This window comes from Candidatus Thermoplasmatota archaeon (assembly GCA_038884455.1).
Lineage (GTDB): Archaea > Thermoplasmatota > E2 > DHVEG-1 > DHVEG-1 > JAWABU01.
The window spans coordinates 24,807-48,057 of sequence record JAWABU010000009.1 but is presented as its reverse complement, the minus strand read 5'-3'; the positions used below and the strand labels follow the sequence as shown (position 1 = coordinate 48,057).

General features: G+C 41.4%; 29 protein-coding genes and 2 tRNA genes. 17 read left to right on the top strand and 14 right to left on the bottom strand.

The window, feature by feature from the left end:
- The 12 genes from QXL17_02960 to QXL17_02905 form a co-directional block, all read right to left on the bottom strand.
- A partial coding sequence (locus tag QXL17_02960) for a hypothetical protein (GenBank protein ID MEM4258096.1) occupies positions 1-389 on the bottom strand: 389 nt, incomplete at its 3' end.
- Positions 390-629: 240 nt separating this feature from the next.
- On the bottom strand, positions 630-776 hold the full coding sequence (locus tag QXL17_02955) for a hypothetical protein (protein ID MEM4258095.1): 147 nt from the start codon (positions 774-776) through the stop codon (positions 630-632).
- A gap of 794 nt (positions 777-1,570) precedes the next feature.
- Entirely contained in the window at positions 1,571-1,804 is a 234-nt protein-coding gene (locus QXL17_02950; protein MEM4258094.1) for a hypothetical protein, read from the bottom strand.
- Between the two features lie 30 nt (positions 1,805-1,834).
- Positions 1,835-2,119 carry a hypothetical protein gene (locus QXL17_02945; protein ID MEM4258093.1) on the bottom strand — a complete coding sequence of 95 codons (285 nt, stop codon included), beginning with the start codon at positions 2,117-2,119 and terminating at the stop codon, positions 1,835-1,837.
- A gap of 453 nt (positions 2,120-2,572) precedes the next feature.
- A complete protein-coding gene (locus QXL17_02940) occupies positions 2,573-2,851 on the bottom strand; it encodes a hypothetical protein (protein ID MEM4258092.1) in 279 nt (92 codons plus the stop codon).
- A gap of 2 nt (positions 2,852-2,853) precedes the next feature.
- The gene (locus tag QXL17_02935) at positions 2,854-3,180 is read right to left on the bottom strand and encodes a hypothetical protein (GenBank protein MEM4258091.1); all 327 of its coding nucleotides are present in this window, start codon (positions 3,178-3,180) and stop codon (positions 2,854-2,856) included.
- 603 nt (positions 3,181-3,783) lie between these two features.
- Positions 3,784-4,020, bottom strand: coding sequence for a hypothetical protein (locus QXL17_02930; protein MEM4258090.1), 237 nt, complete (start codon positions 4,018-4,020; stop codon positions 3,784-3,786).
- Between the two features lie 19 nt (positions 4,021-4,039).
- A tRNA-Ile gene (locus QXL17_02925) sits at positions 4,040-4,116 on the bottom strand.
- A gap of 5 nt (positions 4,117-4,121) precedes the next feature.
- Positions 4,122-4,520 (bottom strand): deaminase, encoded by a 399-nt coding sequence (locus QXL17_02920; GenBank protein ID MEM4258089.1) that lies wholly within the window; start codon positions 4,518-4,520, stop codon positions 4,122-4,124.
- Between the two features lie 537 nt (positions 4,521-5,057).
- Complete coding sequence (locus QXL17_02915; protein MEM4258088.1) at positions 5,058-6,062, bottom strand: hypothetical protein; 1,005 nt, start codon at positions 6,060-6,062, stop codon at positions 5,058-5,060.
- 148 nt (positions 6,063-6,210) lie between these two features.
- Complete coding sequence (locus QXL17_02910; GenBank protein ID MEM4258087.1) at positions 6,211-8,439, bottom strand: hypothetical protein; 2,229 nt, start codon at positions 8,437-8,439, stop codon at positions 6,211-6,213.
- 509 nt (positions 8,440-8,948) lie between these two features.
- Entirely contained in the window at positions 8,949-9,707 is a 759-nt protein-coding gene (locus tag QXL17_02905; GenBank protein MEM4258086.1) for a SprT-like domain-containing protein, read from the bottom strand.
- A gap of 258 nt (positions 9,708-9,965) precedes the next feature.
- Here QXL17_02905 and QXL17_02900 point away from each other — a divergent pair, with 258 nt between their 5' ends.
- From QXL17_02900 to QXL17_02850, 11 genes are all read left to right on the top strand, one after another.
- Positions 9,966-10,508 (top strand): hypothetical protein, encoded by a 543-nt coding sequence (locus QXL17_02900; protein ID MEM4258085.1) that lies wholly within the window; start codon positions 9,966-9,968, stop codon positions 10,506-10,508.
- 146 nt (positions 10,509-10,654) lie between these two features.
- Positions 10,655-10,954 carry a hypothetical protein gene (locus QXL17_02895; GenBank protein ID MEM4258084.1) on the top strand — a complete coding sequence of 100 codons (300 nt, stop codon included), beginning with the start codon at positions 10,655-10,657 and terminating at the stop codon, positions 10,952-10,954.
- A 130-nt stretch (positions 10,955-11,084) separates the two neighbouring features.
- Positions 11,085-11,717 (top strand): hypothetical protein, encoded by a 633-nt coding sequence (locus tag QXL17_02890; GenBank protein ID MEM4258083.1) that lies wholly within the window; start codon positions 11,085-11,087, stop codon positions 11,715-11,717.
- Positions 11,718-11,757: 40 nt separating this feature from the next.
- Entirely contained in the window at positions 11,758-12,036 is a 279-nt protein-coding gene (locus QXL17_02885; GenBank protein MEM4258082.1) for a hypothetical protein, read from the top strand.
- Between the two features lie 190 nt (positions 12,037-12,226).
- Positions 12,227-12,694: a hypothetical protein gene (locus QXL17_02880; protein MEM4258081.1), complete on the top strand. Its 468-nt coding sequence runs from the start codon at positions 12,227-12,229 to the stop codon at positions 12,692-12,694.
- Positions 12,695-12,874: 180 nt separating this feature from the next.
- On the top strand, positions 12,875-13,195 hold the full coding sequence (locus QXL17_02875) for a hypothetical protein (protein ID MEM4258080.1): 321 nt from the start codon (positions 12,875-12,877) through the stop codon (positions 13,193-13,195).
- Between the two features lie 541 nt (positions 13,196-13,736).
- Positions 13,737-14,183, top strand: a complete 447-nt coding sequence (locus tag QXL17_02870; GenBank protein ID MEM4258079.1) for a hypothetical protein — start codon at positions 13,737-13,739, stop codon at positions 14,181-14,183.
- Between the two features lie 308 nt (positions 14,184-14,491).
- Positions 14,492-14,626: a hypothetical protein gene (locus QXL17_02865; protein ID MEM4258078.1), complete on the top strand. Its 135-nt coding sequence runs from the start codon at positions 14,492-14,494 to the stop codon at positions 14,624-14,626.
- Positions 14,627-15,427: 801 nt separating this feature from the next.
- Positions 15,428-15,739 (top strand): hypothetical protein, encoded by a 312-nt coding sequence (locus QXL17_02860; GenBank protein MEM4258077.1) that lies wholly within the window; start codon positions 15,428-15,430, stop codon positions 15,737-15,739.
- Between the two features lie 579 nt (positions 15,740-16,318).
- Positions 16,319-16,684, top strand: a complete 366-nt coding sequence (locus QXL17_02855; GenBank protein ID MEM4258076.1) for an AAA family ATPase — start codon at positions 16,319-16,321, stop codon at positions 16,682-16,684.
- Between the two features lies 1 nt (position 16,685).
- The gene (locus tag QXL17_02850; protein MEM4258075.1) at positions 16,686-16,859 is read left to right on the top strand and encodes a hypothetical protein; all 174 of its coding nucleotides are present in this window, start codon (positions 16,686-16,688) and stop codon (positions 16,857-16,859) included.
- 164 nt (positions 16,860-17,023) lie between these two features.
- On the opposite strand, the gene QXL17_02845 is transcribed toward QXL17_02850, so the two are convergent.
- Positions 17,024-17,776 carry a hypothetical protein gene (locus QXL17_02845; GenBank protein ID MEM4258074.1) on the bottom strand — a complete coding sequence of 251 codons (753 nt, stop codon included), beginning with the start codon at positions 17,774-17,776 and terminating at the stop codon, positions 17,024-17,026.
- Between the two features lie 642 nt (positions 17,777-18,418).
- On the opposite strand from QXL17_02845, the gene QXL17_02840 reads away from it, so the two are divergent.
- The 5 genes from QXL17_02840 (at position 18,419) to QXL17_02820 (ending at position 22,003) form a co-directional block, all read left to right on the top strand.
- Entirely contained in the window at positions 18,419-18,595 is a 177-nt protein-coding gene (locus tag QXL17_02840; protein ID MEM4258073.1) for a hypothetical protein, read from the top strand.
- 63 nt (positions 18,596-18,658) lie between these two features.
- Positions 18,659-18,735, top strand: a tRNA-Leu gene (locus tag QXL17_02835).
- Positions 18,736-19,413: 678 nt separating this feature from the next.
- Positions 19,414-20,358 (top strand): hypothetical protein, encoded by a 945-nt coding sequence (locus tag QXL17_02830; GenBank protein MEM4258072.1) that lies wholly within the window; start codon positions 19,414-19,416, stop codon positions 20,356-20,358.
- Positions 20,359-20,687: 329 nt separating this feature from the next.
- The gene (locus QXL17_02825) at positions 20,688-21,737 is read left to right on the top strand and encodes a hypothetical protein (GenBank protein ID MEM4258071.1); all 1,050 of its coding nucleotides are present in this window, start codon (positions 20,688-20,690) and stop codon (positions 21,735-21,737) included.
- Positions 21,734-22,003, top strand: coding sequence for a hypothetical protein (locus tag QXL17_02820; protein MEM4258070.1), 270 nt, complete (start codon positions 21,734-21,736; stop codon positions 22,001-22,003). The genes QXL17_02825 and QXL17_02820 overlap by 4 nt, the downstream gene beginning before the upstream one ends.
- 14 nt (positions 22,004-22,017) lie before the next feature.
- Here QXL17_02820 and QXL17_02815 read toward each other — a convergent pair whose 3' ends face one another.
- Positions 22,018-22,278, bottom strand: coding sequence for a hypothetical protein (locus QXL17_02815; protein ID MEM4258069.1), 261 nt, complete (start codon positions 22,276-22,278; stop codon positions 22,018-22,020).
- Positions 22,279-22,386: 108 nt separating this feature from the next.
- Here QXL17_02815 and QXL17_02810 point away from each other — a divergent pair, with 108 nt between their 5' ends.
- Positions 22,387-23,106 carry a hypothetical protein gene (locus tag QXL17_02810; GenBank protein ID MEM4258068.1) on the top strand — a complete coding sequence of 240 codons (720 nt, stop codon included), beginning with the start codon at positions 22,387-22,389 and terminating at the stop codon, positions 23,104-23,106.
- Positions 23,107-23,251 lie beyond the last annotated feature (145 nt).

Below are 23,251 nucleotides of genomic sequence, written 5' to 3'. Positions count from 1 at the left end.
TCAATATCGAAAGTTTTACCGATACCAGGTGCACCATAAACAATCAGTGAACGAATTGTACCTGCAAGCATACCACCAACCATGCGATTCATAATTGAAAAGCGCTTTTCAATTCGAAGCGAAATTTGCTCGTCAGTGAGAGCTGCCTCTTCTGGCAAGACAGAAACAATAGTTTCCTGCATACCAATAAAAGGCGTGCGATTATTTACCTTCCATTCAGCATACACCTGACGGATCTTTTCAGAATGACCGTTTGGTACTATATCAGCGGCGGCGAGCTGATACATACGAGCTGGTGAAAGTCCAATAACACCAGCAAGCTCAGTCCGCCACTTTTTTTCACCAAACATTTCAGTACCAATTTGGTACAATTCATCTTTCGTTAGCATGCGAATTCTCGGTTGGTTATCAATATGTATAGTCTATTACATTAGGGTGATAAAATCAACATCTCTATATTCGTTTTTTAATCTGATACGACAATAATCGCACTTTGTTTCGCATTTGTTCGCTTTGTACACGTTCCTTTTCACTTGCAGGCTTGTACATCGCTTTGTTAAAAGGTATAACAAAACGTACAATAATCAACGGAAGCCAAAATAAAATTTTGAGGTAAATCACCAGAGACCTTAAACTTCGCGGTCAAAATGATTACGAAACTGACGATCAAACTCCTCATTGCTAAGGGGAAAGTTCTTTTCCTCCTCTACCTGCATCCACTCCTCCTCAATAATTTGCTGTTGTTCCCAACCTGGACCGTTATCGTCTTCATACATGATATTTCTCCTCTTCTGCAGTTAAACGATACCAATAATATTACCCTAATTGATAGAAAAAGTCAATCACGAAGTTGGTAATATAAAACCAACGTCACTACCGCAATCCATATTACAGCAAGTGGAGTATCACTACCACCCCTTAGAATTGCTTGAAGCGGCATTATATAGCCAAATATAACTATAAAAGTTATAAAAACAACAGCGGTTAAAATCAACAATCCTTGCATTATATCACCTCTTTAATCGCTCGAATCATACGATTCAGTATAATCACACTTTTTACACTTCAAGACATGATAAATTCCTTGTTGATGACATTCAGCTTGAGAAAGCTTAGTAAATATCGCAAACTTAAAAAACACTTGTTCTCAACGAAAAATCTCTTTTGATGGTATCTCACCAATCGCAATACCGTTTCCATCCTTGTAGATCAACATATTAAACGAGTACAAAACCCCATACTTTGGATGGTCAGTTATCATCCCTTTGTATAAGGTATACGAGGGAATATACTTTGTGTACTGATGAAAAACTCAGCAACAGAAATTTCCTCCAAGTTTGGAGGGCACTGATTTGAAGATCGATACTTTTTTTCAATCTTTGGATCGTTGCAGAATTTAAGTTTATACAGCATGGTTTCCCCTCAAATGGTAATAAGGTATCAAACATATAATACCCTAACTGAAGAAAATGTCAACAATGGAAGGAACCGGTCCCATTTGATTCTTTGTAAAATATTGTTCAGGGTACCCTTTCAAAAGGGGTGACAATATTAACCGATCCCATTTGATTTACTGGTCAACTTTTTCGAAAGATATTTTTGACATTTCTTTTTGAGAGAAGGAAGCACTAGCAAATTTTTCTGCATGATATTCAGTTGCAAAGAGTAATGCATACTTAACATCATGTGCCCACATTCTTTTGTTTGGGTCCACATTTTCAAGGTAAAACTTATCGTTTCCGTTAACGTATCGAACGATTGCCCACATATCTCCTTCTTTATAATCCTTCCAAACATTTATCATAGATAATTTTTCTTTGGTATTTGCTTATTTTTAAAGACTTCCATTCTTTAATAGCCCATACTCGAATATCGCTTTTTTATCGTCTGTCGTTGTTGATATTTTAACAGTAATTCCCTGATTTTCGATTTGAATTATTGCCTTACGTAAATCACTCCATACATCAACAGCATTACGTTCATATAACTTGGACAATAGATCAGAGACTAAATCAACCTGTTTACTTACGGTATTTACATAATTTTCAACACCAACATCAATCGCGTTTGTAATGATCCATAATGCTGTCTGAGTTATTGCCTTATTGTATTGTTGCATGTTTACGTTCTCTGTGTCTGTACCATTAAGGCACAAGTGTACTATTGTTAGACAACAGCTTCAAGGGTGACAAATGATCAATCGGGCAAATTTTGCGATCCCACCAACGGGCCAGCTTGTGTAATAGTAATTGTAATCAGTAATTGGTTGTAATTACTAGTAAAGGGGATCAGGAACACGATATGACCCTATGTCGCGTGTGAGAGAGCGTCGTATTTTGTACACACCTGCATTTTTACAACTTTATCGAGCTATTGGTCAAACAATACAATCCTACCCACGTTTTTCTTCTATGTGAGTAAAAAAGGGTCAAAATCAACAAGTTTTGGATGAAAATTTTTGTACAATTCAGCACAAGTTTACCGGGACCACCGATCTTGTCGGCCTTTGGCTTTCCTTCATGCCATGATGGAAAGGATACTACATTAGGGTAAAAGGTCAACTATTTTTTTCTCACCTCGAGCGTTCAACCGTTACACAACTTGGCTTCCAGATACATTGATCCCAAGTTGTTTTTTCCCAATTAGGTGGAATCTTTTTGCGGAGATATTCTTCGGGAATTAACCAAGGTGCTCCATAGGGACATGGATATCCCGAAATATCAATTTCATAAGCAACACGATTCTGAATTGAATCGTGTACTTTTGATAAGACTGTAACTTCAATTGGCAAATGGAGATTATGAGACGGATCTGCATATACCAATAATGCTTTTTCGCCTGGTTTAAACATCGTTAGTCCTCCGTGATTAAAACATTAACTTGTGCAACACACGAAAAACAAAAGTACTTATCCTTATCAATTGGAGCAAGGGTTGCTGTACATGTAGGGCAACGTTTTGTTTTATTTCCCAGCTCTCTTAAGAGATGAGCAGCATCCTGTAAGCGTTTGCGATTATATTCCACTTCCTCATCAATCTTTTTGAAGATATCGGATTGACGTCTCTTTTCCATCAAGGAATCAAGTTCCTTGATCTTGTGATCAATTTCAGCTTCTTTTGCCGTTTTTTCTTCTTGTTTTCGAATTCGGAAAGCGTTTAGATCTAAAATTTTTGCATTCATTATATACGCAAATCTCTATTTTGCGACCCACACAGTAAGTTGTTGCTTATTTACAAAGGGCTGTACAACCTTGTTAAAACCATCAAGGCTAAATTTATATTCCACTTCCTCATCATCTCGAAAAATCTAAAAATAATTTACCTTCGTACCATGGTGGGAAGTATAATACATATTATAAGAGAGTCAACAACGAATTCGCTTGTAAGATCCGCCCCCACACATTACGCGATCTTACTCTCTGCTCCAATATAAGCAGCCTTACCACTTAAACGATGCTCTAGTGTGTCACACAAACTCCCGGCCATTTAGTTCCGGTTACTTTAGTGCCTGCACCTTCCCTTTCGGGGTTACGTAAAGGGATTCGAACCCTCAGGCATATTGTTTGTGGTGCATCGTGTGCGTTTTTAAGGTCCTGTCCGCACCCCGACCCTGCTCTTCCCATCAACCGTGCTTCTTGGCAGCCGTCAAGCACCGTGTGCGTTTTTAAGGTCCTGTCCGCACCCCGACCCTGCTCTTCCCATCAACCGTGCTTCTTGGCAGCCGTCAAGCACCGTTACTTCTTTATTTACTTAATATAGACTAGCTCCCCCCAAATGTCAACAGCTATATCTTACTACGTGAAGCTGCATTTACAAGATCAACATATTCCTGGGCTGGCATGGAAATTCGCTTTGCTTCAGGAAAATATTTGTATTCACCAGCCATGACATAGGGTCCATCGAAGTTAAATTCGCTTTCGTAATCGTACCATGATTTTTCATCAAGAGAATCAACAACTTTATTCAATTCAGCATCGTCAACATCATTCTTTGTTGGATGAATAACAAGAACATCTTTCATGCTTCTCTCCTTAAATGTTTGGTGGGCCCGACAGGATTCGAACCTGTGACCAGCCGATTATGAGTCGGCAGCTCTAACCAACTGAGCTACAGGCCCCAAGACTAATCAACAAAAAGTACGGTAAGTTTACCTCCGCTTTCTGTATAAACAACCTCACGAATTCCAGCTTCATGGATCGCGCTAAAACAAATCGGACAAGGCTTTGCAAGTCCGATAATACCATCGCCACGCCAACGACCAACGTAAAGAGTATGGCCTTGTTCGCGACACTTAACAAGCGCTGCAATTTCCGCGTGAAGGTAGACCTTATTTGGTTGCTGAACTTTAACTGCATGCCGGTGCTGTAACGGGTGTGTTTTATGCATGTTTGTTGCTTCAGCAACAATCCGACCCCTACGATCAGTAATCACACAACCCATCTTCGTATCGTGAGTACTTGTCGTAGCAAGATTAAGTACGCGATCAACAATCTTCGGATCAATCTTAGTTTTATAGGTCATTTGTAGGTCATGTATGAGTGGTTTTTGATACTAGCTAGTATCAATTATTTTACCCAAATATCAACTAAAATGCAGGTTGGCATGGGAAATCGTGATAGACTTTAGGTAGTTTCATGGCTTCACTATTTGATGAGCCTCCAGACAATACAATTTCGAAACAAAAGTTTTATAAACAGTATTACCAAAACCGGTATCATCCTTTTCAAGACCAACCCAATCATTGATATACTGGGGATGAATTTGTTGGTTATACGCCGTACGAACCTTTACCTGGTATCCTAGGGCGCGCAACTTTTTTGCACGAGCATTCCGTTTTTTGAGGTTAAGATAAGATTCAAGAATCATGGAAGAAAGATTTTGTTAACAATCGAGCCAAGCATCAAATCGATTCCGCTCTGAGGATATGTTGAGAGCGTATATGTCCATACTGACGGAACGATCTCCAGAGTTTCTACATTGTTTCCTAGGAAAGTTCAGCCCGCCGATAACAAATAGCGCGCAAAAAAATCAAATCGTCTCCAAACGAGTGCTCATACGTTACGACTTCGGAACAGCACGCGACTTGTGACCGCGACCGTCTCTGTAACCAGCGACGTAGCCTTCTTCCCACTGCGTGGTGGGTTCGTCGTCTTCGGTCACAGCAGGCTCTTCCTTGTCACGACCATCGTCGTAGCCGTTCGTGTAGCCTTCGTTGTAGTTGTCGTCCGACGCTTCGAAGTCCTCGTCGCCGAACGGCTGATCGTCGAAATCACGATCGGCATCGTCGTAGTCGGGATCGTAATCGCCAACGACCGAACGGCCGTCCCACACGTTGTTGTCGAGAGCACGCTCGACTTCATCGGGCGAGAGTTCGCCAACCACTTCGTAGCGGCACGCACGACCTTTCGTGTCGTTGTAGTCCGCAGGGATCGACACGACGTCGCGCGGATTCACCTTCAGCACGACGACTTTGTCGCCGCTGAAGTTCTTCAGGTACTCGTGCGAGCAGAAGTGCAAGCCGTACGAGCAGGTCCGCTGCGAATTGTCATCGACCTTGTTGCGAGGCATTTCGACGACCTTGCCGATCGAGTTGTCGGTCTTGCCGTCATGCACCGACTTGTAATCGCTCCGCACACGCTTGTACGCGAGGAAGTGACCGTCGGGAGTGAGCGGCATCTTGCCGTGCTCGAGGAACTTGTACAGCTCGTCCACAGCACGCTTGGACGGGTTCTGCAGCAGGTTCTCGAGGAACTTGACGAGCGGATCGATGTTGAAACCTTCGTACATCATGCCGAGCAGACGGTCGGCAGCGTAGTTGTGCATCGGTTCGCCGCCGTACAGCACGATTCCAGCACCTTCATCGACTTCGATCTTGCCTTCCGAGAACTGACGAATCGCCTGCGGAATGTCCGCAAGCGAGGGGATCGCGTCGAAATCACCAGCCTTCGCCGCTTCCACACACGCCTTGAAGTTCGGGTGTGCGGCAGCGATTGTGTAGGGCTGGTTGTCGACGACAACCGTCAGTACCTCATTCGGCACGTAAATCATATTGCCGTTTGACATGGAAAACTCCTTGTGTGAGGTTCTGTCGGCCATTTCTGACCAACACGTACATCGTACCCTATTTCAATCCGTTTGGCAACAGGTCAGAAAATGGAGAGGGGGACTCGGCAGTCTGGCAGACTTAGCGGTCGAATCCCCCTCCCACCCCCTAACTCTTTTTCCTGCTCTTCTCGACGGTGTTGATGTAGTTGACCACCACCTTCGTGTTATGGCTTCCGATGTTGCTCCAGTTGATGAGATCAAACATCTCATACTGAGTTTTCACCGTCTTCCACTTTGCCATAACGTCATCAACGGTCTTGTTGACGAAGTCCAGCTCGGCTTGCATTTTCATGTGGGTGAGAAATCTCCTCACCACACCATGCTCGTGTTTGCTCGTTGCAAGCTCCAGTACGCCGTCGAGCAGTTTCTTGAAGTCGCAGTCGACAACATCGTCACGCAGCTTCTTCCACGGCACGATGATGTTCTGCGACATGCCACGACCGAGCTTCTCGACGATGTCGGCGAGAGCGATCACGTTCGACATCTCGTGCTGCTTGTTCACCTTCGCAAACTCCGCAGCGATGTGGTCGAACACGTTCGTCCACTCACCTTCGTCCTGTGCGTCGGCGAGCTCTTTCTCCGACATGCCAATCACTTCAACGTTCGCAGGGATCAGTCCAAGCGACGCCGCCGAGCTGAGGATCTCGTCGAAGTACAGCTGCTCCGCACCATTTCGCATGATCGCAAACTTCTTGGTTGGGACGTAGAAGCCGCCGTCCGAAAAATCCACTTCCTTCGTCGTCCAGCAGAGCTTCGAGAACGATCGACGAATCTGGTTCTTCTTGTAGCCGCCGTTCGACGCAAAGCCAGACCACTTGTACAGCATGTTCGCTGCACGCTTCTTGTAGTACGACTTCTTCGTGCGCTGATACGGCAGGGCACTGACCAACAGCGGAGTCGGACTGCCGAGCTGGTCGAGGATCGTGATGATCTCCTGCTTCGCTTCGGCTTCGACTTTGCGGGACAGCGGACGGAAGACGAGAGCGTACTTATCCTGCCAGCTGTTGCCAATCCGATCGTCCAGCCACTGACGGAGAATGTCGTTGCCGCCGTAGAGGTCGTCAATCAACACAGGCAGATTCGGACGGAGGTGAAGACCGAACTGGAACGTCTTTTGCTTGTCGTTGAAGTGCTTTTGCTTCGTACCAGGCTCGAAGACGGCCGAACGTTGCAGAGCTTTGTTCGACTTGGTCTTGTAGTAGAGAACGACTTCGATGTTCTCCAAAGAACCGACGTCCAGTTTTACCTCATCGCTCAGCGACTTGCCATTCCACTTGAACGGTTTGGTATTTTTCAGAGTGCGGAAAACGTCGCGAAGGTGCTCGTTTCCTTTCATCTCCGACTCGAACGCCACATACTTCATCCGAGCTTCCCACAACGTCGTGCAGTTGTCGAATTCCTTCTGCACGGTGGAATGCAGTTCGGCGGTGATCCGATCGAGACGAGCTTTGATGTTGGCAACGGTCTGCTTCGTGTACGACAGAGCCTCACGCGACGCAGCGACCTCCACTTCGCCGATCGGAACGACCAGATCGACGTGCAGGTTCAGCAGTTGCGAAGTGGTGTTCGACAGTCCGTTCTGACGCATCACGTTCGCGTCGATCGGATACGCGACGAAACCTTGCAGCACGTACGGACCAGACATCTGCGTCGTGTACTCGTCGGTCTCGCGCAGTTTCCAGTCGCCGCCGTTGACGGTGTGTTTCACCGAATGCGGTTTCCACTTTTCGCGGCCGAGAATGTTCGGCAGCGGATGGAAGTACATCAGCGCGTGCTTTGCTTCGGTCTCGAACTTCGTGCAGTCTTCACGCTTGACTTGCAGGGAGACGGTCAGGCCGTTCGGCTCAGCGGTTGCCTTCTCGGCGATCTTCGTGATCGCAGGGGTGCCTTGTTCGTTGATGAACGCAGTGTAGTGCCGCACCACACCGTTGTGGCGTGCTTCGACGTTGAACGAAGAGGTGTAGCTGAACGGCGACTTGCTGCCGAGACCGAGCGCACCGATGAAGTCGTTGCTGTCCTGCTTCGTCGACTCGAAGTACGTCGTGTACAGCTGCGTCACGCCGTCGTGGTCGAGGCCAGTGCCGAAGTCCTTCACGTAGAAAGTCGGCTCGAGTGCGGTCGGAAGCTTGATCTCGATCGGCGTATCTTTCTTGCCAGCAGCGACATGCGAGTCGTACGCATTGCAGGCAAGTTCGCGGATGATCGCACGGATCTTGTTGGTGTACAGACCACTCGACAGAATGGCGAACGCCTTGGCGGTGGCCTTGATTTTGAATTGCGTTTCGACCAGATCGCCACCGCGCTCGATCGGCCGGTCTTCATGCTGAAGTTTCACTGTCTGCCTCGTTGTTGAAGGGGGGTTAATCAAACAACAAGAACATTGTCCCTCATCTCGAGGTTTGGGTCAACTAGTTCGGTTTCTCGCCAGAACGCACACGACTGAGCCAGTCGTTGTACACTTGCGCAACAGCGTCCAATTCTTTCGGTGAGACTTCCTTCACTTCTTCCTCTTTGGGCTCTTCTTTGGGAGGATTGACTTCAAAGGCAGTCGCGTGTACGGAAAGGTAGGGCTCACCAGTTGAGAAGTGTTTCCTAGGAAAGTTCAGCCCGCCGATAACAAATAGCACGCAAAAAAATCAAATCGTCTCCAAATTCTGTTAGTCCCTCACCGATAGGCAACATCATAAATGCACCATGCAAATATGATGCTACACGTTCCCAAGAAATTGTATTCTCAGTAGCTATCCGCCACCACGTTGTAAGTGACAATTCTTGCACTGAATCCATATTCATTACCTCTTACAAAGTTTACTAGTACAAGTATAACTTATTTGACCTTAAATGTCAAGCTTCCAACCTCTTGAGCACAGTGTAGTAGTAGGTCTGTGCCATTGCCCGCGAACAGTTCAGCTCAAGAGCAATACCAGCGATCAAACTATTTCGACCGCAAATATCCTTGTTATTTTTGACAAAGAAGTACGCACGCTCAATCTTCGATCCAGCCTTCGGTGGTTTAGCTTGCACCGGTTTCGTGACCGCTAACTTCGCACTTTGATTGGCTTGCTGATACACGAGATTACCCCTATCCCTACCACACGAAGAACACCAGTAAATCGCTCCATTTTGAATTTTTTTGTGGCGTGTTGGACCAAGGCGAAATTCCTTTTTGCAACAAGGGCACTCATACATGAAACTAGATTTCCTTTGTACATTCGAGGTGTCATATGTATGACAACGAGCAGGATTTGCTCCAAGCAAACGCATCACGGCTCTCCACGTTGGACCGTGAATGGACCGCCGCTTTACACGATAACCAAATCCCTGAACATGCAGTTTATGCACTTCATAGTCAATGAGATGCGCGACCTCATGCGGCACAGTATTCTCAATGTAATCTTCTGTATTCTCAGCGATAAACACAGGATGAAAACGAAGGCGCCACTGAGTCGGGTAAGCAAGACCCCCGCACGTACCATGAAGATTGTACTCAACCTTTGGCATTTTGAACGGACACACCGGGTTATAGTGCTTGTTCGCAATCGCGAGACAGTCGTTGATTTTGTTCTCAATCCGCTTGCGGATCTCTGCAGAAACATTGACCATTTCATTGCTCCAACAGTTAATATAGGGTAAGTATATAGCGGAGGGTTAAAAAGTCAACCTGTTTTATATCAGTAAGTACTGATATAGTTTTTCTCAGCACAAGTTTACCGGGACCACCGATCTTGTCGGCCTTTGGCTTTCCTTCATGCCGTACAGGAAGCATATAATAAATTGACCCAAAAGTCAAGGAACATAGCAAGGTTGCCCTTTTAACCCTCTTGCATTACACTTACCTCATAAGTTCAACGAGGAAATCAAATGCATAACCCGATCACTGTACTTGAGAAGTATTGTGTCAATACGCAAGATTACACCCGTGCGGTGCAGGATGTGCGTGTGCTTTGGTCGACCGGCAAGCAGTATCGCGACGCGATTGTTGAGCTGGTAGGTGATGTTTCGGAAGTTGGTTCGTTTGACGATTTAACCGCCAAGTACTTCTACCTGTATCTTGTGCAGAACATTGTTCGCAACGAGCTTGATCCTTCGCTCATCGTAAATGAAGCGTTTCAGTCTGCTCTGAAAATGGTTGATCGCCTTCGCAATGGTGATATGCAGTATGCACTCGGTCTCGAAGATAATGCAATTCTCAATGGAGCTGTTGCGGTTAACGAAAACGGCGAAACGGTTTCGGTTCGTTCTGGTCGTAAGGGCGAGAAAAAAGATCGTGCTATCCAGTTGTATTCTGAGAACAAAGATAAACTCTCTCGCAACGAGATGATTGAGCTCTTCATGAAGGAACTCGATATGTCGAAGGCTGGTGCTACAACTTACGTGTATAACTGCAAGAAAGAAGTCAACTAATATTCAAACTCCCGAAGAATATGACGGCTAAATCTGTGCTTTTTTGCATCAAGTGTCAGTCAATGATGAAGTTGATTGTTGCTCGTTGACTTTTAGCCCCACTAAGCTATAGTTACCCTTTAGATAGGTAATTGGAGACCAAACACATGGTAAAAGAAATATGTGCTTGTGCAGTCTGCGGCAAAATGCTGATTGAAGGAGATCAGTTGGCTGATCTAAAAGTTTATGATTTCGATGGTGAACTAGATCATATTTTGCTTGCGCATCAGGATTGTGCTGCGCAAGCTGGTGGTGATTGGGAATGGGATACACGCGGGATCGAACCTGAAGAGTATGATCAGTTCCGTGATGACGTTGAAGCTGATGCTGACGCACTCCGTAGTGCTGGTTACGGTACGGACGAAGATTACGGATTCTTCGGGGACGACTACGACGATCCCTTTTGAACCTGACAAAGGATAAACATGATAAAAACAACTTATGTGAGTTTCGCAACCGAAAAGGATGCAGTACAGACTGCAAAGAAGGCTCACATGCGAATTCGTGCAAGCGTTTCAAAGGAGATTTGATATAGATATGTATATCGAGGATATCACACGCCTTAACGAAGAGCTAGTGTGCGTTAAGTGGGTTGGACAAAGCATCGACGAAAAAAAAATTCTTGATGCAGTTACTACTACCTTTCCTGGTATGTGGGAATTGGTTGATTTTTCACCTGGAGATGAAGAGGCTGATATTTGTGGTACAGCGTTTGTTAAACAACTTGTAGGAGATCGTAAAATGAATGAAGATATTCGTGAACTCGAAGCAGCTCAGATCAAACTTGCCAATGGGGGGATTGAACCAACGCCTGAAGTACTACCACCGGTTTCTCGTGTGCAGATGACGGATGAAGAAGTTGATGCTCTGATTGAATCTGCTGAGAAGGAGGAAGCTGAACTTTTGGCTGGTGCAGCTAAGGTTCAAGTTGAATCCTTTGAGGATAAGTTGGCTCGTGATGCTGCTAATGACCTTGAAGTTCCAACCAAGACCAAACGAGTGAAGAAGACCGAGGAAAAGAAGGTCAAGAAGATTGACGTTGCCCGTAAGATTTTTGCTTCGAACACGAAGCAGTCGCGCAAGGTTGTGATCGAGAAGATCATGGAGAAGACTGGCCTCAGTAAGGTTGCTGCGGCTACGTATTACCAGATTTGCAAGCGAGAGAGTTAACTTTCTGACCCTGTACTGTCGCAGATATCGATTACTGAAAATGACAATCATTATTCGCACACACGTACGCTCGTACGCAAAGAAACGTCCTGCACAGCAAGGCAAATTCAAAACGTTGCAAGTGTTTGATTTGACTCCACCTCGTGCGGGCTCAGACACAAAGAACATACCTTCCCTTGGTGATGGAATTGGTGTTGCTCTTCGCAAAGAATCACATACAACAGAAAAACAATATGTTATTGCACCTATCTGTAACAAGGGTGCTTACCAAGTGATTACAAATCCTGATGACATGAAAACAATGGGACGAAAGGTTTAATTAACTTTAGTTCTTTGTTGACTTTTAACCCTAATAATATATCCTTTTCTCATCACAACAAGGAAATTTAAAATATCTAAACATGTCTTAAGTCTGTGTTTTTTGGTATTTTTGTCATAAAATTGCTCGTTGACTTTTGACCCCACTGAGCTATGGTTACCCTTTAGATAGGTAATTGGAGACCAAACATATGGTGAGTAAGGCTGTTCATGACGTGAACAATCAGCTCCTGGACGTCAAAACACTAAAGCGTATTCATGCAGTTGCAAAGAAGACTCGGAAGTGGGCTGAAAGTTACTCCTTTAGGAGATTTCCTTCTGATTTAGGTGGTATGTGTGCGATTGCTGCTGCCGAACTTCATACACGTTTGAAGAAAATTGGCATTAACAGTACCATTGCAGTTATGGAGGACTGGTATAGTCATTGCTTTGTTCTGTATGGTGCTTACGTTATTGATGTTACTGCAACTCAATTTGGTATCACAACCCCAGTTCTTGTCGAAGAGCATAAGAAAATGGAGCATAAGAAAATACAACAAATCGAAACTTTTACAGATTACGGATTTCCGTGGAGGGTTTCTCGTAAATTTACGACTGTCGAAGGCCTAAAAAATTACCAAAAAAGAAGCGGTTGGCCACCGGACCAAATTGCGAATTGATACGTTGACTTTTTGACCCTACGGGTATATGCTAATCTTCAATATCGCCTTCCTCTCAGAGGAAAAGAACATACTTTCTGAACGAAATTCAGAAGATTCTTGAGAAAACACTGCCATCAAAGTGGTGTTGACTTTTAACCCTATTAGTCTATACTTGCCTTATCAATAGGAGAAAGCAACATGCAAATTACGCATCAGCAAGCAATTGAATTGATGAAGAACAGCAACACGTTTTTTACTGTGACTTTCGTCAAACGGACAAATGGTGAAGTGCGTAAGATGAACTGCCGCATTAATGTTCACAAATTCGATACTGGTGTTGGGATGAAGTATGATCCCGACAAGAAGAACCTGTTGAGTGTGTGGGAACGTCGCTACGATTCGACTGGTGCTGACAACTACCGCAATGTCAATCTCAACGAGTTGGTGGAACTTGTGATTAACAACAACAAGTATGAGGTAGTTCACAAACAGAAGAAGTCACGCAAGTCACGCAAGTAACGTTGACTTTTTTGACTCTACAGTGGTAAACTAATGTTGGTGATCGTGTGTTTCATGGCAACGGAAAGCAGAGCTGAGCTAGCAGTTCTGCCGTACGAACCAAACATTAAATGGAGAGAGCAGTGACAATCAAGGCTGTTAAAAACCGTAACTACGTCGCAAAGTACGCGCAGACTTCAGGTGCTGGCAAGCACGAGCAGAAGCGTGGCACTACTAATGTTTCGCGCGCCAAGCAAAAGAAGCAGTGGAGGCAGGAAGCACGTGAATTTATCAACTACTGATCGACTACTAATCACACTATCCGCGATAATTATCACGTACACGGTGTACCTTTTGAGTGTTGCTGTTGCGGGGAAACTAGGTTGACTTTAGGATTTAAAGATATGTTAAAAAAGACAGTCGTTGTACTCATATTGATAGCTGGTACTGTCGCCATATACGAGACGCTTGAGCGAGAACTTTGGTTCGGTTTCCAAACTGGTAGACCTCTCTACGCTCTTGAGCGAGTTTTCCTATGATAAACAAGGGTTGACTTTAAATTATGAAGCATATTACTCGAGTTTTGGTTGCAATTGCATTTACGCTTCCACTCTCCTCTGCTTTTGCAAATGAATGTTCACCTGTTGTGAACGCTCTATCGTACCATTTCGATCGTAAAACCGATTACAACGAGCACAACTTCGGTGTTGGTATTGAGTGCAGTATCGACCAAACTGCCTCCTGGCAAGTTGGTTTCTATCATAACTCCGAGTACACTCGCAGTGAGTACGTTTTCTTCTTAGCAAACGATCTTGCTCGTGTTGGTTCTATCAAACTTGGACTTACTGGTGGTTTGGTTCACGGTTATGATTATGCTACAATTCTGCCTGTTGCGGCGGGCGTCGTGCAGATTGGTGTGGTGCGAGTTCTTGTTCTTCCACCTATTGTGATCGATGGCAAGAATATTGGTGTAATTGGTACACAGATCGTGTTACCGTTTAGCCTCTAAGAGATTTCCATCAAAAACATAAGTGTAACTCAGTGTTGATTTTTTAACCTAATTGTAGGAATCTTCATAAGAACAGTCGTTATCAAGGTTAGTGCTGAAAATCGGTCAAAAGCTTGGGATATCTTGTTTGAGCGCCTGACCAAGGTCCGTGATGAGTATGTTAATATCGTGCCTGGTGATCTCGATGTAATAACTTTGTATTAGGATATTACAATGACAATTATCTATATTCTTGCAGGTTGGGTTGTGTTCAGTTTTATCGTAGCTGCAGTATTTGGTCGATTTGTAGCTATCGGTCGAGGTGAGTCATGAAAAACACAAAGGGGTTTTCGTTTGTTGATCTATTAATCATGCTTGTTTTACTTTGGGTGGCGTATACAATCGGTACCGTTGTTGCAACAGAAAAGTGTAGAAATATGCCTGCAAAGGTTCAAACACGATGATACATCTCTTATTTACAGCTGTATTCATGTTCTTTTTTAGTGTAGGGCTTATTGGTGTTCTGACAGCTCCAAGCAATACTTGTTCTGTTAAGCCTAAGGCAGAAAAAGAAGTGCCTATATCACTGCCTGGTCTTGTTCCTGGTAATCCAGGTAAGGCATGTCATACAGATAATCCCAACCCATCGAGGTGTAAATAATGGCAACCGTTGAACAAATTAGTGAGTTTGAAGATATGCTGGATGATTTAAGTGTCCAGCAACTTGTCCTTGTTATTGAGGAACAAAGAATCGTAATTTGATGGAGCAACAAACCTGCGGACACACAATTCGTGGGCTTGGGGTGATTGTTGACTTTTAGGTTCAAATAAAGTATATTACGAATATAGAAAAGAGCACTTAGTGCATGGTGGGAACATAGCGCAGAAAGCCGATAGGTTGTACCTCCAAGGCCGAAGGGTAAACAGAGGGCAGCTGAATGACCCGGAAATCCACGCGACTTCACGGAACCGTGACAGTATCACTGGGCTAAAAACGGTAAGCCTTGACCTTCTGAGAAGCTTCTCTCTTGGAATGGTGACGGATTATTCTGAGAAGACGTGTAGGGGATGGTCCTGTGAAATAGCAGGTAACCAAGTGCACCTACCGAGGCAATTCGGGACTATTATGATCTGCCCAAGAGATTGACCCTCTTGGGCTTTTTTTCAAATCCATCACAAGCCCCCTTTATTATGGGGTACCCGTCAGTTGATTTTTTTCTTTCCTCCCTTGGGTTAAGGTTGGTTCCTTAACGTAAGGAGGATATATGAAGAAAGTAATAACAATTTTATCACTTATTCTATGGATAGCTTCTGAAGGAACGAAGCACCAAACATTTACTGGGTATGCTCAATATTCGAGTGCATCAGCTTGTGCTCTTGCAAAAGAACAAGCTAATTCATGGCTGAACTCAATGGAACGAACTTCATGGGGTTATGAAGTAACTACATCTCGAAGTGACTGCAGTTGTAGCAAGTCAGACGATAAAGTTACCCCAACACCATATGGTTATAATCAGGTTGAAAAGCTTCCATATGTTTGCGCAGTCGATGCAACCGTAACAATGCGCAGGAAGTAACCACATGAAGAATGTGACAATTTTGGTCGTGCTTTTAATTTCTGGTTCTATTTTTGCCGGTGAACGCGAGTGGCGAAGGGAATTCGATGGTGTGAAAACAGAAAAACAATGTAACGAAGTAACGAAGTAAGAGAAAGAGAGATGTGGGATTGTGTGGGAATGTTTAACCGTCAAAACACAGGACCAATGAACCAGTGCCGGTATCAGATAAATTATTTTCATAAAAACTGTATCGATCGGATTGCAACCGAAGAGGAAGAAAGACAAGAAATTGCGCAAAGGGCAAAAGAGGAAAGACAAGAAGCTGCGCGAAGAAATCAAATGTTTACTTCTATTAACGGAAAGCAACCTGATATTGTGCTAACTTGCATCCGGAGATAAGTGGTGGCAATGACTCACAGTACCGTGGTTTCGAATGAGTGTTGATACAAAAGACGGTTTTAGGTATGCAACATATAGCTGTCAAAAAGTTTCAGCAGTCCAGAGAAAATTTTAGGAAAAGTTATCGTGAACATTGGTGTTGACTTTAGACCCTTTTTAATGTATAAATACTCAAATCGAGGGAATTAAAAAGATTAAATGGTACAACTGATCTTAATTCGTGGTTTGCCTGATAGCGGTAAATCAACCATGGTAAGAGAATATGTTAAGCAAGGTTATCTTCACTTCGAAGCTGATATGTATTTTGAACGTGATGGTAAGTATGAATTTAGACCTGCACTTTTGCCGAAAGCTCATGCATGGTGTCTTAGTCAAACTAAACGTGCTCTTGAAGAAGGCAAAGATGTTGTCGTTAGCAATACGTTTTCTCGGAAGTGGGAACTTCAACCGTACTTAGATCTTGGATATCCAACGAAGATTCTTACTGCAACTGGTAACTACAAGAATATTCATGGTGTGCCGGACGAAACGATTAAAAGAATGAAAGATCGATGGGAAGATTAACATGAGTGTACTTGCTCTTCAAGAATGTATTGAGATTGGTGATTTTGTTTGCCTTAAGGGCGACTCTGAATTTTTTAGAGTGATTGGAAAAAGTGACTTTCTCGTTCTCGAAAACGGCAGTTTGGTTTCATTTTCAAACGTTGAAAGGGTAAAACTTGAAAGTGAAATGATTTAAATCTTGATTAATTTATTAATCATACTATCAATTCTGCTGATTGTAGTTCCTCCTACTGAAGAGGGAATTTTAATAACAATCGTTCTTTTTACAATTATATTTATAGCAGCCGGAATTGTTGCACTTTATATCTTTGTAAGATCAAAACTTACTAATTATTAAGCTCATACTAGAGGATCAGTAATAACTAGTTGTAATCCGTATGGTGTTCTACGGAGCATTACGTTTTCTCTATGGATATCAACATAGGCCTTAGTTTTAGCTCTAACCTTTTTAATCAATGATATTGCGTTTTTAAGATACGGATCTTTAATTTGATTTAAATAATCAGCTGTATATTTTCCGTGCACTGCTTTTTCGATAATTTTTGTAATTTCTTCTCTTAATTCGTTTGGGCTTAATTGTTTCGTTGGTTCTGTTCCAAACATTTTTTGAAATAAAACTAATAATTCTTCTCTTGTTGCTTGACTAAATTCTACTAATGGTTCCATTTTAAAGACAATAAGTTTTGATAGAGGGTAACGAGCAAATGTTCGAGCAAATTTTTGAGCTACATCAGGATTTTTTTCATGGACGTTGTTAATAACAACATTATATTCACTTGGATTTATAGGTATTTCTGATATACGGTCAACTCGTGGAAAATAAGGATTTTCTTTTGCATACTTGGATAAAGTTAAAATATACTGTAGATAAGGAATTTTTCCGAGATTTTCTTTATTGCTTGTCATCACTTTGATAACGTTTGGATTATCTTCCAATCGATAAGCGGTACCTTCAATACCAGCTCCAAGTATCTCTATATTTTTACCCTTATATGTTAGTTTTTTGTCTTTTTCGTATGCCATGCCTTTAACAAAAGCACCAATGGGTGTTTCAATATCTTTTGCGGGTGTAATTAATTCCATTAATTTCATAGTCGTTAAATGCGCATTTTTATGTCTATTTATCTCCCTCCATTTTATAAATAATAAAAATGTTGACTTGAGGGTTATAATTATATATAATAACCATAACTGGTGATAAAACGAAGGATGACAAACATCTACTTTAGTCAGAAGGTAGGGAACAAATCATCGCTTGCTGACTTCAAGACGTCGGGAGATTATAAGAAATTCTCTCGACATCAGTTATAGAATTAGGGATTGCACGGAAAAGGTGCAGTGGCTGGGGGCGTTGGGTGGGGCTAACCAGAGAAGGGGCGCATTCAAGTTGAATAAACCTTAGTTTGTTCCTTGATATAAGTCGCAACTAATTAATAGTTGTAAAGGTTAAATCTTTTACAACGTAAAACGAGCGAGGGCAACGAGTTAACCACCGTTGTTAACGTAAAGGTAGCAAAAACTGGACCTATAGCTAGGGTGCTATCTATGCAGAAAACACAGTTAGTCCCAACAAGTAGGGTGGTTCGGGCCTTTGGAATTGGATTGAACAGCGTCAACTTAAAAAGGTTGGTATTTTTTCATTTGCTGTGTGGAACGACAAAGATCAAGAAGATTTTGTACAGCATGGTATCAAACAAGCAATTGAAATAGCAAGTGTTCTGGAAACATGGAACGATGATGGAGGTAACCGAGTTCACCACAATCTGGGGTAAACAACGTGCTTTCATTGATTGGGCCCTTCTTACACAAGAAGATCATGTCGTATTGATTGATGATGTTGTACAAAATCTAACGGTCATGGATCATGACCGTCCGTTGAGAATTGATCTGATTAACGTAAATAAGATGTAGTGAAAAAAACAAACTTAATCTTAGATGGAAAGAAGTTTAAGTTTCTTACTGGTGGAATAAAAAGCCCAAGTAGCGCAATCGGCAGAGGCACGTGACTTAAAATCACGACAGTGTGGGTTCGAGTCCCACCTTGGGCACCATTATGCTTACCTGAACATCTGTAGACACTTAAGCAAGTGTACGGTTCAGGATCAGTATTAAACCATGGTACTCACGATTTCCCACAAATCGATAACAATTTAAAGAACGATTAAGCAGCGTCTACTACAAATTTACGAAGTAAAACATATGCTTCTTCGATATGAGACTTGCGTTCAATATTTTGGAGTTTATTAATTTGTTCTAGATTAAGAAGATCATCAACCAATTTTGCATATTCTTCTTGTCGAAGGCATTTTAATGCTAAAGATTCATTTAATTCCTGCAAAACAAGAGCAGCATTTTAAATGATAGTATCCTCATTATCTAATAAATCTTTCAAGCTCATAACAACATTCTCAATAAAACATTAAGAATGTAATATATATAATTAGAGGGTAAAAGAAGAAATTTTTGTTTAAAACAAAGAAGTTACAATCTAAACCACATCTTCTTGAAGACGAGTGCAATGCTCGCTTATTTTTTTTTGGTTTAGCATAAATAAATATAAATAAGTATATCTCTCTTATAAGGAAAAAAGAATGCTAATTCATATACAACCATTTCAGTTATTGTTTGTTCAAACCGGTCTATTCATGGGTGGTTATAACGCTGTCACAGACAAATACGTTTATTCTCCTGAAACAGTCGTTTCGGGTACTGCACTTGGTGGTTTATAAATGTGTCTAATATTCTGCACACCCTTTTTTGTCGGAACCCTTAGTGAAAAGGGAATGTTTTTTGGTGGCAATAACGGATACAGTGGTGGTGGTTGGGTTAGTCCTTCTAATACAGTTGAATTATATAATTTAAGTAATGGTGTAGTAAGTTCAGGTACAACATTAACTTATATCCGTCCGGCTGGTGCTGGTACCAGTACATCAACAACGGCTTATCTTGTCGGCTCTGGTAGTGGAACTTCCAGCTTCCCAACAGAAAGATATCAATGGTCAAACAACACTGTAACTTCTTCAACAGGATTAACAAGCAATAGAGAATTATTAGCTGCAGCAAATAATAGTACTTTTGGAATATATACAGGTGGCCGAAGATATATACCATATTGGACTGTATCCGCAGTAACAGACAAATATACGTATTCAAATGATACAGTTGTTTCAACTTCTAGTTTAACACAAGGGTTAGCTGGTCTTGCAGGCGCTGGTAATACAACCAAAGCGATTTTTCATGGTGGTCAAAATAGTGTACTTAACGGTACAGGTAACCAAGTATATGACGGAAGTTCCACATCAGTAACACATAAGTTTTTATATTCTGGTGAAACGATGACAACTATAACATCGCTTGGTATTGCACGTAGAGACCATGGAGCATGCGGCGATTCAACAGTTGGTGTATTTGGTGGTGGTAATGACAACGGTGCCATGGGTTTTCCAACAAAAAAAATAACATATTCATCCGAAACAGCAGTAACCGGAACGACGTTGGTAGCAGCAACAACAGCAGCCGCCATTAGCGGAACAACGTTTGGTGTATATTGCTTTTCGGATCAAACAGGATCACAAAAATACACTTATGCGACTAACACTGTTGTTGCAGGAACAACATTAATTAAATCTAATTACTCAAGGGGTACAGCGTCAACTAACCACGGTGGTTTATAATTAGTCAGTGATAGATACACTTTGTAATTAAAATATATATTAACAGCGAAAAGTTGTATCATAAATATTAAAGTAATAGAATATTACCTATGACACAAAACGGAATTGCAAAAATTGACAAAAATTGAACGGAGTGTTTGTTGTAGTTGTAATCGTGTAATAATTTCAATTTTACTTGATTACAACAAATCACCTTTTACACTAACAGAAACGTTTAATTCAATAAGCGAAGCAGAAAAATTTCTTGAAAATAATTATCCTCATATATTAATTGTCGATAATAGCTATTTTGATATTCAAGCCAAAATCCGATATTCAACATTAGTCATATGAAAACAATAATTTTAATAGCCCTATTGATATTCCCCTGCATCACTTACGCAGATAAAATAGGAAGACAACAAACTGATGATATTCAAGTATCAAGTAGTATATCAGACGAGCAACTTAAAATTCTTAAACATGATATTAACTTTTTAATGACGTATATTGATCCGAAAAAGCAAGTTAAATTTTTAAATATTATTACTGAAACAAATAAAGTTACAAGTGAGGTATTATTTAAATGGCTTCACACTAGAATTAAAATATTAATACACGGAAGTCAACTTGAGGATAAAAAAATTTCTTTCGTTGTTGTTAATGAAAATGCCGTTGCAACAAATCCAACGTTACCATTTAATGAACAAATACCTTCCGAAGATCAGCAGACAAAATTACATTCACACGAAAAAGAAAGTAAATTGATGGCTTTCAATCTTGGAACACTTGTATATCAAACAGGGAAATTATCAAATATAATTCTGGGTATTAAAATAAACAATACTGTATACCCAGCAAATTCTCCTCGTGTTGGTGTAATTATTTTGAATGAAGACTTCTTCAACAATAACCCTTTTCCGCAAGATGTAGCATGGGATTCGCGCATTCGTACAATATATCGTATTGCTTTGCTTTTTCACGAAGCTAGACATAGTGATGGTAATGGGGAAACATTAGGTTTTATGCATGCAGTATGTCCAACAAAAGATCTTTCGTGTGATAGGAATATAAACGGGCCAAACATGATTGCCGCTGCAATTACAAAATTTTTATCGGAAAATTGCACTAATTGCACAACAAACGAAAAAGATAATTTAGAGAAACTTATTGCATTGTTTCTATCAAAAATCATAATATCAACACCCTTGAGTGAGTTAGAAGGACCAGAACATCTTAATTTTATGTGTAGGCGAATTGCTTTTCATAATAATCAAATTTTAACAGCACCAGTTTTTGGCATTCCAAGATCGTGTAATACTGAAATTGATGAGAATGAAAATATACCTTCCGTAATATGGGATGATAAGCCAGAATATCTTCAAAAGAGTAGACGATGAGGCAAATTAATTTAATTCGTAACGCATGGAATTGGCATGGACAAGAAGTACAATACGAAACTTTTCGATTGATTACTTTATTGATGGATGATGGGGATTATTATATGTTTGCGGGGTTTGCGCAAAATGGTGCAAGGCTATGGACTCTTGATAAAAGTAAAGCTGTTATCTTCGCTGACGATAGAGAAGCATGGAACTTTGTTGAAAAGTATATACCTAAAAAAGAACGCAACCGTTTATTAATCAGATTCGGAAGTATAAAGTAAACTACTTGTTTACCTTAATAAATCTCGTCCGGATCTGGGTCTCCATCTTCATAATAAACGTATTGAATTTTGTCTTCTTCGAGAATGGGATACTCAGTGGATTGAAGCATCCATCCAATAACTTTTTTGAGACTTTCAATAGAATTGCCACGCGGAGCAACAGCATGAACTGTTGTACCATGTATTGTACCATCTTCGTTGTAATAAACTTCACGTATCTCATAACAAGATTCGTATTCGGAAGGTATTTTGAATACTCTATGGTTCCAATACATTATTTTTACCTTTTAAGCAAAAGATTTTATAGTGTATAATAAAACTTCTTGAAATTTTTTGCAACATATTCTAGGTAACACCCAAATTAACATAAACTAAATAATAACATGCCAGCGCATAAAAAAGGTTTTCTTTCATTTGAAGAAGCAAAAGAATTAGTACAAGAAGAAATGATTTCCTCGGTTTCACTTTATAAAAAGTGGTGGGATACGTCGCGCCCAAATATTCCTAAATGGCCGTATCGTGTTTATAAAAAAGAATGGAAAGGGTGGAATGATTTTCTTGGTAATAAAAATACTTTTTTACATAATCCGAAAAAAAGACAATGTCGGCCGTACCACGAAGCGATGTTATGGGCTCATTCGTTAAAACTAAAAAATTCTATTGAATGGAAAAATTACTTTAAAAACAATAAAGATAAGATTCCATTAGATATTCCAAGTCGACCAGATTTAATCTCTGCATACAAAAAACAATGGGTAGATTGGCGTCATTGGTTAGGAAGCAAACCAATTGAAAGGACTAAAGCACAACAAGAGGCATATCGTGCCTCTGCTATCTTATTTTTAATACATGAAAAAAATTATCCTCTAAATGTTGTTAAAATTGGTGTTGAACCAAACGGTAAATCAGCGTTGAAAACAAGGTGGGAACGAGAGCGTTTTGATGTAATCAAAATTTTTAAATTCAAACCAGAAGCAAAAGAACTTATAATGCGTATTATCAATTATAGATCAACCCCTGTTTCTGGCAACCAAAGTATAAGAATTGTTCCAAATATCCCACAATTGCTATGGGAATTGGGGAATATTTTAGATATTGCCTAATGTATGACGCAGCAAATTCAAATTAAACACGAAATTTATATCAACAGACGGTGGAAAGAGGTCCCAGCTGAGTTGTTTCGTACCTGGAACGGAAAGCGGAAGATAAATGGTCAGCTTTATTTTGGTCCTGTCTATTACTTTAATT

What these genes read in the sequence shown, in the direction of transcription:
- QXL17_02955 (MEM4258095.1), bottom strand. Translation starts at nt 776, where the DNA reads ATGTATGAAGACGATAACGGTCCAGGTTGGGAACAACAGCAAATTATT.
- QXL17_02950 (MEM4258094.1), bottom strand. Translation starts at nt 1,804, where the DNA reads ATGATAAATGTTTGGAAGGATTATAAAGAAGGAGATATGTGGGCAATC.
- QXL17_02945 (MEM4258093.1), bottom strand. Translation starts at nt 2,119, where the DNA reads ATGCAACAATACAATAAGGCAATAACTCAGACAGCATTATGGATCATT.
- QXL17_02940 (MEM4258092.1), bottom strand. Translation starts at nt 2,851, where the DNA reads ATGTTTAAACCAGGCGAAAAAGCATTATTGGTATATGCAGATCCGTCT.
- QXL17_02935 (MEM4258091.1), bottom strand. Translation starts at nt 3,180, where the DNA reads ATGAATGCAAAAATTTTAGATCTAAACGCTTTCCGAATTCGAAAACAA.
- QXL17_02930 (MEM4258090.1), bottom strand. Translation starts at nt 4,020, where the DNA reads ATGAAAGATGTTCTTGTTATTCATCCAACAAAGAATGATGTTGACGAT.
- QXL17_02920 (MEM4258089.1), bottom strand. Translation starts at nt 4,520, where the DNA reads ATGACCTATAAAACTAAGATTGATCCGAAGATTGTTGATCGCGTACTT.
- QXL17_02915 (MEM4258088.1), bottom strand. Translation starts at nt 6,062, where the DNA reads ATGTCAAACGGCAATATGATTTACGTGCCGAATGAGGTACTGACGGTT.
- QXL17_02905 (MEM4258086.1), bottom strand. Translation starts at nt 9,707, where the DNA reads ATGGTCAATGTTTCTGCAGAGATCCGCAAGCGGATTGAGAACAAAATC.
- QXL17_02900 (MEM4258085.1), top strand. Translation starts at nt 9,966, where the DNA reads ATGCATAACCCGATCACTGTACTTGAGAAGTATTGTGTCAATACGCAA.
- QXL17_02895 (MEM4258084.1), top strand. Translation starts at nt 10,655, where the DNA reads ATGGTAAAAGAAATATGTGCTTGTGCAGTCTGCGGCAAAATGCTGATT.
- QXL17_02890 (MEM4258083.1), top strand. Translation starts at nt 11,085, where the DNA reads ATGTATATCGAGGATATCACACGCCTTAACGAAGAGCTAGTGTGCGTT.
- QXL17_02885 (MEM4258082.1), top strand. Translation starts at nt 11,758, where the DNA reads ATGACAATCATTATTCGCACACACGTACGCTCGTACGCAAAGAAACGT.
- QXL17_02880 (MEM4258081.1), top strand. Translation starts at nt 12,227, where the DNA reads ATGGTGAGTAAGGCTGTTCATGACGTGAACAATCAGCTCCTGGACGTC.
- QXL17_02875 (MEM4258080.1), top strand. Translation starts at nt 12,875, where the DNA reads ATGCAAATTACGCATCAGCAAGCAATTGAATTGATGAAGAACAGCAAC.
- QXL17_02870 (MEM4258079.1), top strand. Translation starts at nt 13,737, where the DNA reads ATGAAGCATATTACTCGAGTTTTGGTTGCAATTGCATTTACGCTTCCA.
- QXL17_02865 (MEM4258078.1), top strand. Translation starts at nt 14,492, where the DNA reads ATGAAAAACACAAAGGGGTTTTCGTTTGTTGATCTATTAATCATGCTT.
- QXL17_02860 (MEM4258077.1), top strand. Translation starts at nt 15,428, where the DNA reads ATGAAGAAAGTAATAACAATTTTATCACTTATTCTATGGATAGCTTCT.
- QXL17_02855 (MEM4258076.1), top strand. Translation starts at nt 16,319, where the DNA reads ATGGTACAACTGATCTTAATTCGTGGTTTGCCTGATAGCGGTAAATCA.
- QXL17_02850 (MEM4258075.1), top strand. Translation starts at nt 16,686, where the DNA reads ATGAGTGTACTTGCTCTTCAAGAATGTATTGAGATTGGTGATTTTGTT.
- QXL17_02845 (MEM4258074.1), bottom strand. Translation starts at nt 17,776, where the DNA reads ATGAAATTAATGGAATTAATTACACCCGCAAAAGATATTGAAACACCC.
- QXL17_02840 (MEM4258073.1), top strand. Translation starts at nt 18,419, where the DNA reads ATGATGGAGGTAACCGAGTTCACCACAATCTGGGGTAAACAACGTGCT.
- QXL17_02830 (MEM4258072.1), top strand. Translation starts at nt 19,414, where the DNA reads ATGTGTCTAATATTCTGCACACCCTTTTTTGTCGGAACCCTTAGTGAA.
- QXL17_02825 (MEM4258071.1), top strand. Translation starts at nt 20,688, where the DNA reads ATGAAAACAATAATTTTAATAGCCCTATTGATATTCCCCTGCATCACT.
- QXL17_02820 (MEM4258070.1), top strand. Translation starts at nt 21,734, where the DNA reads ATGAGGCAAATTAATTTAATTCGTAACGCATGGAATTGGCATGGACAA.
- QXL17_02815 (MEM4258069.1), bottom strand. Translation starts at nt 22,278, where the DNA reads ATGTATTGGAACCATAGAGTATTCAAAATACCTTCCGAATACGAATCT.
- QXL17_02810 (MEM4258068.1), top strand. Translation starts at nt 22,387, where the DNA reads ATGCCAGCGCATAAAAAAGGTTTTCTTTCATTTGAAGAAGCAAAAGAA.